At 69.6% G+C, this 11,918-nt stretch carries 6 protein-coding genes and 2 pseudogenes; 4 read left to right on the plus strand and 4 right to left on the minus strand.

The annotated features are described in order from the left end of the window. Window position 1 precedes the first annotated feature (1 nt). On the minus strand, window positions 2–1,804 hold the full coding sequence (recQ, locus tag VA603_RS14305) for a DNA helicase RecQ (protein WP_323439253.1): 1,803 nt from the start codon (window positions 1,802–1,804) through the stop codon (window positions 2–4). Window positions 1,805–2,068: 264 nt separating this feature from the next. Beyond that, entirely contained in the window at window positions 2,069–2,617 is a 549-nt protein-coding gene (locus VA603_RS14310; RefSeq protein ID WP_323439254.1) for a Dps family protein, read from the minus strand. An 88-nt stretch (window positions 2,618–2,705) separates the two neighbouring features. Between VA603_RS14310 and hrpA the strand changes: the two are divergent. Continuing rightward, window positions 2,706–4,584, plus strand: a pseudogene (gene hrpA / locus VA603_RS19555) (ATP-dependent RNA helicase HrpA); the annotation flags it as partial. Between the two features lie 224 nt (window positions 4,585–4,808). Continuing rightward, window positions 4,809–6,917: pseudogene (locus VA603_RS19560) on the plus strand (DUF3418 domain-containing protein); the annotation flags it as partial. Window positions 6,918–6,921: 4 nt separating this feature from the next. Here the strand turns inward: VA603_RS19560 and VA603_RS14320 are convergent. After that, window positions 6,922–7,464: a DUF4124 domain-containing protein gene (locus tag VA603_RS14320; RefSeq protein WP_323439256.1), complete on the minus strand. Its 543-nt coding sequence runs from the start codon at window positions 7,462–7,464 to the stop codon at window positions 6,922–6,924. 41 nt (window positions 7,465–7,505) lie between these two features. After that, entirely contained in the window at window positions 7,506–8,030 is a 525-nt protein-coding gene (locus VA603_RS14325) for a hypothetical protein (RefSeq protein ID WP_323439257.1), read from the minus strand. A 62-nt stretch (window positions 8,031–8,092) separates the two neighbouring features. Between VA603_RS14325 and VA603_RS14330 the strand changes: the two genes are divergently transcribed. Both VA603_RS14330 and VA603_RS14335 read left to right on the plus strand, forming a co-directional pair. Beyond that, the gene (locus VA603_RS14330) at window positions 8,093–10,252 is read left to right on the plus strand and encodes a RelA/SpoT family protein (protein ID WP_132865317.1); all 2,160 of its coding nucleotides are present in this window, start codon (window positions 8,093–8,095) and stop codon (window positions 10,250–10,252) included. A 103-nt stretch (window positions 10,253–10,355) separates the two neighbouring features. Further along, complete coding sequence (locus tag VA603_RS14335) at window positions 10,356–11,909, plus strand: tetratricopeptide repeat protein (protein WP_243694031.1); 1,554 nt, start codon at window positions 10,356–10,358, stop codon at window positions 11,907–11,909. Window positions 11,910–11,918: the final 9 nt, after the last annotated feature.

Below are 11,918 nucleotides of genomic sequence, written 5' to 3' on the forward strand. Positions count from 1 at the left end.
CTCAGCCCTGCTCGCGCACGATGTCCACCAACCGCTGGCCATAACGGGCCAGCTTGCTGCCACCGATGCCGCCGACCCGGCCCAGCGCGTCGATGCTGGTCGGCCGTTGCTCGGCGATGTTGCGCAGCGTGCTGTCGTGGAAGATGACGAAGGCCGGCACGTTCTGCTCGCGCGCCAGTTCCGCGCGCAGCCCGCGCAGGGCATTGAACAGGGCCAGGTCCCCGGCCTGCACCGGCAGGCCGCTGCGCTGGCCGCCACGTTCGCGTTCGCGCGCCACCGGGCTCTCGCGGCGCATCATCAGCTGGCGACGGCCCTTGAGCACGTCGCGGCTGGCGTCGGTCAGGCGCAGCCCGCCGTGCGCCTCCGGGTCGACTTCCAGCAGGCTGGCCGCGACCAGCTGGCGGAACACGCTGCGCCAGCTGCGCGCATCCAGGTCGCTGCCGATCCCGTAGGTGCTGAGCTTGTCGTGGCCGAGCTGGCGCATGCGCTCGTTGTCGCTGCCGCGCAGGATGTCGATCAGGTGGCCCACGCCGAAGCGCTGGCCGCTGCGGTACACGCAGCTCAATGCCTTCTGCGCCGGCACGGTGGCATCCCATGCAGCCGGCGGGGTCAGGCAGTTGTCGCAGTTGCCGCAGGGCTTGGGGTAGGTCTCGCCGAAACCGGCCAGCAGCACCTGGCGGCGGCACTGCATGGATTCGCAGTAGCCGAGCAGGTGGTCGAGCTTGGCGCGCTCGAGCTGCTTGCGCTCCTCGCTGGCCTCGGATTGCTCGATCATCTGCTTGAGCAGCACCACGTCGCCGAGCCCGTAGCACAGCCACGCCTCGGCGGCCTCACCGTCACGGCCGGCGCGGCCGGTCTCCTGGTAATAGCCTTCCATCGACTTGGGCAGGTCGGTATGCGCGACGAAGCGCACGTCCGGCTTGTCGATGCCCATGCCGAAGGCGATGGTGGCGCACATCACGATGCCGTCCTCGTGCAGGAAGCGGCGCTGGTTGGCCGCACGCACTTCCGCCGGCATGCCGGCGTGGTAGGGCAGGGCCTGCAGGCCTTCGTTGCACAGGAACTGCGCGGTTTCCTCGACCTTGCGCCGGGACATGCAGTAGACGATGCCGGCTTCGCCGCGGTGCGCCTTCAGGAAATCCAGCAGCTGGCGCTTGGCGTTGTCCTTCTGCACCACGGTGTAGCGGATGTTGGGACGGTCGAAGGAACTGACGAAGTGGCGCGCCTGCGCCAGGTCCAGGCGTTCGGCGATCTCGCGCTGGGTCGGCGGGTCGGCGGTGGCGGTCAGCGCGATGCGCGGCACCTGCGGCCAACGCTCGTGCAGCACGGTCAGCTGCCGGTATTCCGGGCGGAAGTCATGGCCCCATTGCGACACGCAGTGGGCCTCGTCGATGGCGAACAGCGCGATCTGGCTGCGCCCGAGCAGCGACAGGAAGCGGCCGGTGAGCAGCCGTTCGGGGGCGACGTAGAGCAGCTCCAGCTCGCCATCGAGCAGTTCGCGCTCGACCCGCGCGGCCGTCTCGGCATCCAGCGTGGAGTTCAGGAACTCGGCACGCACGCCGGCCTGGCGCAGCGCTTCCACCTGGTCCTGCATCAGCGCGATCAGGGGCGAGATGACGATGCCGCAGCCATCGCGCAGCAATGCCGGGATCTGGTAACAGAGGGATTTGCCGCCGCCGGTGGGCATCAGCACCAGCGCGTCATTGCCGCTGGCAACATGTTCGACGATGGCCTGCTGGTCGCCGCGGAAACTGTCGTAACCGAAAACGCTGGAAAGCAGTTCTTGCGCGTGACTCTGGGGCATCGCGCTAGTTTAACCGCTGGCGATGGGTTCGAAGGGTCGTCGTGGCGGTGGGCAGGAAATCAGCCCGGATACCGCGCTCGCCTCGGAATTCCTGCCGGCTGCAGCAGGGCCCGGCGCTGCCGGGGAAGCTGCAGGGTCCCACTGGAGCAACGCCCCCTTGCGTGGAAAGGGGGCGTGCCGAAGGCGGGGGCGGGCCGATGGAGCAGGGCCCGTGGTTCGGTGCGGCCAGCCACGGAAACCCCGCAGGGGCAACGCCCGGAGCGTTTACTGCAGCAGTGAACGCAGCATCCAGGCGTACTTTTCGTGGATCTGCAGGCGCTGGGTCAGCAGGTCCTCGCTGGGCGCATCATTGGCCTTGCCGGCCTGTTCCAGTACCTTGCGCGCGGTGCGGCAGACCGCTTCGTTGCCGGAGACCAGCTGCTGGACCATTTCGCGCCAATCCGGGGCATCGGTCAGGCCGGGCTCCTCGGCGATGGAGGTCAGGGTCACGAATTCACGGTAGGAACCGGGTGCGTTGAAGCCCAGTGCACGGATGCGCTCGGCGATCTCGTCCAGCGCGTTCCATTGCTCGGTGTACTGGTCCATGAACATGTTGTGCAGCGAGTTGAACATCGACCCGGTGACGTTCCAGTGGAAGTTGTGGGTCTTCAGGTACAGGGTGTAGGCATCGGCCAAGAAGTGTGAAAGGCCGTCGGCCACCTTCTTGCGATCGCTGTCCTTGATCCCGATATCCACCCCCGGGGCCGACGGTGCGGCCGCGGCGAGCTTCGTCTTGCCGGCTTCGGATTTGCTGCTGTGCTTGGTTTTGGCCATGACGCTTTACTCCTTGGCGGGTTGAATGGCTTCACAATACCGCTCCGGTAACCGTACCGGTATTTCAAGTTTTCACGTTGAACGATTGATGAGCGCTATCGAAAATCAGACTGCCATCCGCCTGCGCGACGCCCGCAAGGCCATTGACGGGGCGATGAGCCGCGACCGCGGCCGCCTGCTGGGCCTGTGGTCACGCTGGCAGGGCAAGCCGGCCGATGCGGCCGCCGAGCAGGCGCTGTTGCAGCTGTTGGAACGCTCGCAGGCGCAGCGCAGGGAGCGGGCCGCGCAGCCGGTTTCCATCACCATGGACGATGCGCTGCCAATCGCGCGTGAAGCCGACCGGATCACCGCGCTGATCCGCGCGCACCAGGTGGTGGTGATCGCCGGTGAAACCGGTTCGGGCAAGACCACCCAGCTGCCGAAGCTGTGCCTGGCCGCCGGCCGTGGCCAGGCCGGCATGATCGGCTGCACCCAGCCACGCCGCATCGCCGCCCGGGCGGTGGCCGCGCGTGTGGCCGAGGAACTGCAGACCGAGCTGGGTTCGGTGGTGGGTTACCAGGTGCGCTTCACCGACAAGGTCGGCGAGGACAGCCGCATCAAGTTCATGACCGACGGCATCCTGCTGGCCGAGATTGCCTCCGACCGCTGGCTGTCGCGCTACGACACGCTGATCATCGACGAGGCGCACGAACGCAGCCTCAACATCGATTTCCTGCTGGGCTACCTGAAGCAGCTGCTGCGCAAGCGCCCGGACCTGAAGCTGATCGTCACCTCGGCCACCATCGACACCGAGCGTTTCTCGCGCCACTTCGACGATGCACCGGTGGTCAACGTCGAGGGCCGGACCTACCCGGTGGAAGTGCGCTACCGCGCGCTGGACGAAGTGGTGGCCAACGGCGAGGAAACGCGCCCGGCCGGCACGCGCGGCCGCCGCGAGGACGCGGATTCGGACCCGGTGTCGGTCAACGACGCCATCGTAGCTGCGGTGGACGAGATCACCCGCAGCGACGCGCGTGGCGACGTGCTGGTGTTCCTGCCCGGCGAACGCGAGATCCGCGATGCGCACCAGGCACTGGAGCGCCGCAAGTACCGCGAGACCGAAGTGCTGCCGCTGTACGCGCGGCTGTCGGCCAAGGACCAGGACCGGGTGTTCAACCCGGGCCCGAAGCGCCGCATCGTGCTGACCACCAACGTGGCCGAGACCTCGCTGACGGTGCCGCGCATCCGCTACGTGATCGACCCGGGTTTTGCCCGCGTCAAGCGTTACAGCCCGCGCCAGAAGCTAGACCGCCTGCACATCGAGCCGGTGTCGCAGGCCAGCGCCAACCAGCGCAAGGGCCGTTGCGGGCGTATCTCCGAGGGTATCTGTTACCGGCTGTACTCCGAAGCCGATTTCCAGTCGCGCGCGGAGTTCACCGACCCGGAGATCCGGCGCTCCTCGCTGGCCGGCGTGATCCTGCGCATGTTGCAACTGGGCCTGGGCCAGATCGATGAATTCCCGTTCCTGGAAGCCCCCGACGAGCGCGCGGTGGCCGACGGCTGGCAACAACTGGCCGAGCTGGGCGCCATCGATGCGGAGCGCAGGCTGACCGCGATTGGCCGGCAGATGGCTCGCCTGCCGGTGGACGTGAAGCTGGCGCGCATGCTGGTGGCCGCACAGAAGGGCGGTTGCCTGCGCGAGATGCTGGTGATCGCCGCATTCCTGGGCATCCAGGACCCGCGCGAGCGTCCGCCGGAAGCCCGCGAGGCGGCCGACAACGCGCATGCGCAGTTCGCCGATGGCCGTTCGGAGTTCATCGGCATCCTGCGCCTGTGGGAGGCCTATCGCATCGCACATGAAGATCTCACCCAGTCCAAGCTGCGCGACTGGTGCGGACGGCATTTCCTGGGCTTCCTGCGCATGCGCGAATGGCGCGAGCTGCACCGCCAGCTGCGCCTGCTGTGCGAGGAGCTCGGTTGGTCGGTCAATGAGGGCGATGCCTTTGGCAAGGCGCTGCTGGCTGCACCGGTCGCGGTGCCGGCCGGCGGCGATGCCGAGGCCAAACGCAAGGCTACCCGTGGTGAGCTGCACAAGGCCGCGCGCCTTGCGCGCGAAGGCACATCGACGCCGGTCGTTGCCGGCAAGGGCAGTGCCGGGCCGCAGGGCAAGGGGAACGTCGAACCCGACACCGCGCCGGGCATCCCGGAGAAGGTGCGCGTGGCCGCCTACCAGGCGCTGCACCGCGCGATCCTGGCCGGCCTGCCGACCCAGGTCGGGCATCGCACCGACAAGGGCGATTTCCAGGCGCCACGACAGCGCCGTTTCCACCTGTTCCCGGGGTCGGCGCTGGCCAAGCGGCCGCCGCCGTGGGTGCTCAGTGCCACGCTGCTCGACACCCAGCGCGTCTGGGGCCTGACCAATGCGTCGATCGAGCCGGACTGGGTGATCGCCGAGATTCCCCACCTGCTGGCGCGCAAGCACTTCGATCCGCATTGGTCGCGCGCGCAGGGACAGGTGCTGGCGTCGGAGCAGATCAGCCTGTTCGGCCTGGTGCTGGCACCGAAGAAGCCCGTGCATTACGGCAAGATCAACCCGGGCGAGGCGCACGACATCTTCGTGCGGCAGGCGCTGGTGACCGGCGAGATCAACACGCGCGCCGGCTTCGTCGCCGCCAACCAGAAGGTGCTGGAGCAGGCGCGCGAGGAAGAAGCCAAGCTGCGCCGTGCCGGCATCGTCGCCGACGAGGACTGGCAGGCGCGCTGGTACCTGGACCGGGTGCCGCCGCATATCCACTCGGCCAGCCTGCTCGACGGCTGGTGGCAGGCGTTGCCGCCGGAGCAGCGTCGCACGCTGCAGTGGTCGTTGACCGACCTGCTGCCGGGCGAAGGCAGCGAGGAAGATCGCTACCCGAAGTACTTCGCGCTCGGTGATGCACGGCTGGCCCTGCATTACCGCTTCGAGCCCGGTGCCGAGGACGATGGCGTGACCCTGGACGTGCCATTGCACCTGCTCAATGCGCTGGACCCGGCGCGGCTGTCGTGGCTGGCACCGGGCTTCGTCGCCGACAAGGCCAGTGCCATGATCCGCACCTTGCCCAAGGCGATGCGCCGCAACTACGTGCCGGCGCCGGACTTTGGCCGGGCCTTCTTCGAGGCCTGGCCACAGCCTTCGGCCGATGACATCCGTGGCGAGCTGGCGCGCTTCCTGAGCAAGACCACCGGGGCGACGGTGGCGGCCACCGATTTCGAGGTCGATGCCCTGGAGCCGCACCTGCGGATGAACCTGCGCCTGTTCGAGGCGGCGCCGTCGCGCGGCGCTGAACCGGGCAGGGGTAATGCACCGGGCAAGGAGGTCTCGGCGAGCGGGAAGGGAGCCAGGCTGCTGGCCATGTCGCGCGACCTGGAGGCGCTGCGTGCACGCTTCGGCGAACGTGCCGGCAGTGCGTTTGCCGCGCGCGCCGGGCAGGCGCTGGCGGCCGAGGGACTGCGCGAGTTCCCCGCCACGGCCATCCCCGAACAGGTCCCGGGCGAGGCCGGCGTGCCCGCCTATCCGGCGTTGGTGGACACCGGTGATGCCGCCGCGTTGCGCATCTTCGCCGACCGCAACGAGGCGGCGCTGGCGCATCCGCTGGGTGTACGCCGGCTGCTGGAAATCGGCCTGGCCGACAAGGTCAAGCAGGCCCGCAAGCAATTGCCGGTCTCGCCCAAGACCGGCCTGTTGTACGCGGCCATCGAGTCGCAGGAGCGCCTGCGCGGCGACCTGGTGGATGCGGCGATGAACGCGGTACTGGCCGATGGCCTGGCCGGGATCCGCACACCGGAGGCGTTCGAGCAGCGCCGCAGCGAGGCTGGCAAGCAGTTGTTCGGCGAGGCGATGACGCGGCTCAAGCTGGCCGAGACCATCCTGGGTTTGGTCGGTGAGCTCAAGCCACAGCTGGAAGCACCGCTGATGGGCTGGGCGCGCGGCAACCTGGACGACATGGAGGCGCAGTTGGCAGGGCTGGTGCATGCCGGCTTCCTGCGCGAAACGCCGGCCGATGCGCTGGCCCAGTTCCCGCGTTACCTCAAGGCCATGCTGCTGCGCGCCGAACGCGCCAAGCGTGACCCGCCGCGTGACCAGGCGCGCATGCTGGAGCTCAAGCCGTTCGTCGACGCGCTGGATGAGGCGCGGTTGCAGGGCCGCGCCGCGCGTGCCGAATGGGCGGCGTTGCGCTGGGACATCGAGGAGCTGCGGGTGTCGCTGTTCGCGCAGGAACTGGGCTTCCGCTCGGGGATCTCCGCCAAGAAGCTGGCGCAGCGGGTCGCCGCGTTGCGCGGCTGACCCCTCAGCGGGCCGGCACCGCCGCGGGGCGGTGCTGTTCGGCGCAGGCGCGGCGCGCGGAGTTGAGCTGGCTCTGTGCGTTGGCGTGTTCGCGGGTGATGGCCTGGCGGAACGTGGCCATACGCCCGCGCAGGGCCTGGCTGCGCTCGGCGGTGGTGGCCGCGGCCAGCTGGTCGTTGAGCATGGCCATCTGCTGCTGCAGGGTGCCGACGCGGTCGTTGGACGAACCGTAGATCGATGCCGTGGCCGTGGCGATGCAGGCACGTTCGGCGGCGCGGTTGGCCTCCCCATCGCCGCTGGTGCCGGCATCGGCCATCGCCGCCGGCGTGGCCTCCGTCGGGGGCTGGCCGGGCGGCTCGGTACCAGTGCCAGCAGCCGTCGACGCGACGCGGTCCTCGCGCAGCTTCATCGGCTCGGCGCGGGCGTCGCAGGGGTGCTCGGAGTACATCGTCTCGCCCGATTTGCCCTTGCATTTGTAGACCTGCGCATGCGCGCCGGCAGGAAGCAACAGCAACAGCAACAGGGGCAGCAGGATCGTGTTGGGCATGGCAGGTGGGGTCGCTGGGAGGGGCGGTGCCGCGGTGTCGGTCACTTGGTCCTGCGGACCTTGGCGCGGGTGTTCAGACCTTCCACGCGCAGGTACCAGACGTTCATCAGCCCGGGGGTGATCTCCACCGTGGGCATGTCACGGCGCACGCCGGAGACGCTGGCCTCGTCGGTCTGCTCCCAGACCTGGCCGTTGTCGAGCGTGTACTGGCGGCCCTTGCCGAAGCCACGGAATTCGCCTTCCAGCTTGGCCACGATCGGGTCGCGGCTACCGAAATCGAAGAAGCCGCGGTTCTTCACGATCACTTCCTGGCGGCCTTCCTCGCGGGCCTGTTCCACCGTGGCGCTGGCAACGCTGGCGGCCTGTTCCACCTTGCCCTGCAACCAGCTGTTCAGTGCCGCCAGCTCCTCGGCATTGAGCTTGTCCAGGCCGGCGGCCTTGAACTCGGCGGGCGACATCTGCTGCTGCAGGTCGCCATGGACCACGCGCTGGGCATGGGCCGGCAGCAGCGGCGACAGTGAAAGTGCGGTGAAGGCGGCGAGGACGGCAAGGCGAGGCAGCTTCATGAACGTTGTTCCCGGCGGCAGTTGGGCGCTAGTGTAGGGGCATCCACCTGCAATTGACTGCTGTGAACCGTTCTTCCTCCCCTGGCCTGGATACGCTGCTGCAGCGTCCTTCCACCCGCGCCCTGTCCGAACCGCTGCGGCAGGCCCTGTTGTCGTGCTGGCAGCAGCCCGACGTGGCGCACGCGCCGCGCCTGCCCTGGCCGGTGTTGGCCGACACCCTGGATTCCCTGGCGCTGCTGTCCGCCGACGAGAGCGTGATCATCGCCGCGCTGCTGTTCGACCTGCCGGGCCTGCGCGCGCGGGTGGCCGAGCTGCCGCTGGGCGGCATGGCCGCGGCGGTCACCGGCCTGCTCGATGGCCAGGACGCCGCTGACCAGGTGTGGGCGCTGCATGCCGGGCGCGACGCCGGGCGCAACTCCGAGGGCCTGCGCCGCCTGCTGCTGTCGATCATCCATGACCTGCGCGTGGTGCCGATCCTGCTGTCGCGGCAGCTGGCCTGCATGCGCGCGGCCGACAAGCTGCCCGACGAACAGCGCCGCGCACTGGCCCAGCTGACCCGCGACATCCATGCGCCGCTGGCCAACCGGTTGGGCATCTGGCAGTTGAAGTGGGAACTGGAAGACTTGGCGTTCCGTTTCCTGGACCCGGAAACCTACCGCCACATCGCCCGCGAAGTGGACGAGACGCGCATCGCGCGCGAGCGCTACGTCGAAGCGGTGAAGCGCAAGCTGTCCGGTGCCCTGGCCGAACAGGGCATCCCCGCCGAGGTCAGTGGCCGCCCGAAGCACATCTACAGCATCTGGCGGAAGATGCAGAAGAAGCACCTGGCCTTCGAGCAGCTCTACGACCTGCGCGCGGTGCGGGTGATGGTCGACGACGTGGCCGCCTGCTACGCCACGCTGGGCGTGGTGCATGCGCTGTGGACGCCCATCCCCAGCGAGTTCGACGACTACATCGCCCGGCCCAAGGCCAACGACTACCGCTCGCTGCATACCGCGGTGATCGGCCCGGAGGGGCGCACGATCGAAGTCCAGATCCGTACCCATGAAATGCATGCCCAGGCCGAACTGGGCGTCGCCGCGCACTGGAAGTACAAGGAGGGCGGCAAGGGCGCGGAGAAGGCGTTCGACCGGAAGATCACCTGGATGCGCCAGCTGCTGGAGCAGGCGCAGGACCCGGCCGCGCCGGAGGACCTGGCCGGCGCGCTGGATGCCGAACTGGTCGAGGACCGCGTCTACGCGCTGAGCCCCAAGGGCGAGGTGATGGACCTGCCGGCCGGGGCGACGCCGCTGGACTTCGCCTACCACGTGCACACGATGGTCGGGCACCGTTGCCGCGGGGCGAAGATCAACGGCCGCATCGTGCCGTTGACCTACCACCTTCGCAGTGGCGACCGGGTCGAGATCCTGACCGGCAAGGAGGCCGATCCCCGTCGCGACTGGCTGTTGCCCGCCAACGGCTTCCTGGCCAGCAACCGCTCGCGCGAGAAGGTGCGCTCCTGGTTCCACAAGCTGGACCGTGCGCGCAACGTGCAGGCCGGCCGCGACCTGCTGGACCGCGAACTCAAGCGGCTCGGCCTGCAGCAGGCCGACCTGGCGACCGTGGTGCGGCGCTTCCACGCCGAGAGCGTGGATGACCTGTACATCCAGGTCGCGCTCGGCGACACCGGCCCCAACCAGGTCAGCCGCGCGCTGCTGGAAGCGGAGAAGGCGGCGCAGGCACCGGCCGCGCCGCCGCCGTTGCCGCGTCCCACCGCGCGACGCGGCAGCACCGGCAAGTCCGATTTCACCGTGCAGGGCGTGGGCAACCTGCTGGTGCAGCTGGCGCGCTGCTGCCAGCCGGTGGCTGGCGAACCGATCCAGGGCTACATCACCCGCACCCGCGGCGTGACCGTGCACCGGGCCGACTGCGTCGCGCTGGCCCGGCTGGCCGCCGCGCACCCGGAGCGGGTGCTGCCGGTGGAATGGGGGCGCACCGGCTCCGGCTACGAGGTGGACGTGATGGTGCGTGCGGTCGACCGGCGCTGGCTGCTCAAGGACATCACCAACCTGATCGCCCAGGAAGACGCCTACGTCACCGAGATCAACAGCGACAACCTGCGCGAAAGTGGCCGGGTGCAGCTGCGCCTGCGCCTGAAGGTCAGCGACTACGGCCAGCTCTCCACCTTGCTGGGCAAGCTGGATGCATTGCCGGGCGTGGACGACGTGCGCCGCTTGGGATGATGCCGCGCGCCCTGTCCGGCAGCGGGCAGGTGCGCGCCTCACGGGGAAACACGGCAGGGCACGGCAGGATGGCCGTCATGCCCCGACAGGTATGCTGGAACGCATGGAGAATTGGCGGCACCGCTGCAGGCAGGGACTGGAAACGCTCGGCGACACGCTGCGGCTGTATGGCCGTTGGTGGGTCGCGCGTGGCTGGAACAGTCCGCGTGCGTGGCGCTCGATCGGACTGGGCGTGGCGGCGTTGGCGTTGCTGTTGACCCTGCTGCGGCAGCCGTTGGCCGATTGGTTCTGGCCGGAAACACGCATCCAGCAGTTGCTCGATGACGGTCGCCGTGCCCTGGCACAGGGGCGGCTGACCGCCCCGGATGGTGACGGGGCCCGCGAACTGTTCGCCGCGGCGGCGGCCCTGGACCCGGACCGGCGCGACGTGCAGGACGCCTTGGTGCAGACCGGCCAGGCGGCGTTGGCGCAGGCACGCCGGCAGATGGGTGCCGGCCAGTTGGCCGCGGCACGTACGTCGCTGGAGCTGGCACGGCAACTGCAGGCGCCTTCGGCCGAGATCGAGCAGATCGAACGCGCGCTGCAGCATGGCAGCCGCGAGCAGGACGGCGTGGAGCAGTTGCTGCGCGATGCGGAGGCCGCGCACCTGGCTGGCAGTCTGGACGACGGGCCGGACAGCGCGCTGCCGCTGTACCAGCGCGTGCTGGCGGTGCAACCGGACCGCATGCAGGCGCTGGAAGGGCGCGATGACGCGCTGTCCGACCTGTTGGCACGGGCCTCGGGTGATGCCAACGAAGGACGGCTGGCCGACGCGGCGGCGCTGCTGCAGCGGGTGGAGCGTTATGACCCCGGCCATGCCGAACTGCCGGCGGCCAAGGCGGCGCTCAATGCGGCGTTGGAACAGCGCGCCCGGCAGGGCGAGCGCGAACTGGCGCGTGGGCGGTTGGCGCAGGCTGCCGAATCGTTCCAGAAGGTGCTGGCGGTGGGAGAGGACGCGGCCGCGCGCCGTGGCCTGCAGCGCATCGCGGTGGCACAGGCACAGGAGGCCACGCGCCTGGCCTCCGACTTCCACTTCGGGCAGGCCGAGGCGGCGCTGGCGCAGGCCCGCGCGCTGGCCCCGGACAGCACCGAGGTGGCCGCCGCAGAGCAGGCGGTGCAGCGCGCGCGCGACGCACGCCAGTCGATGGAAACCCCCTTGTCCAACGCCGAGCGCGAGCGGCGCCTGAAGCGCCTGCTCGCGCAGTTGCAGGAAGCCGAGGCGCGCGAGCAGTGGTTGTTGCCACCGGGCAGCAGCGCCTATGACCGGTTCAAGGCAGCGCAGGCGCTGGCGCCGCAGGATGCGCGGGTGCGGCGCGCCGCTGCCCGGATCCAGCCGGCGGCCCGGCAGTGCATGGAAGACAACCTGCGCGGCAATCGACTGCGTGCCGCGCGTACCTGCCTGGATGCCTGGCAGGCGTTGGCGCCGAGCGACCCGGCGCTGGCCCCCGCGCATCGGCGCCTGGCCCAGCGCTGGCTGGCCGTTGGCAGCGAGCGGCTGGGCATGGGCGACACCGCGTTCGCCGCGCAGGCCCTGCAGCAGGCGCGCCAGATCGACCCGGGCACGCCGGAAATCCACGCGTTCGCCGAACGCGTGCGCTCGGCCGGTCCGGGGCCCTGAGCCGCGCCG

The sequence above is a fragment of the Stenotrophomonas capsici genome, assembly GCF_034961085.1.
Taxonomy (GTDB): Bacteria; Pseudomonadota; Gammaproteobacteria; order Xanthomonadales; family Xanthomonadaceae; genus Stenotrophomonas; species Stenotrophomonas capsici.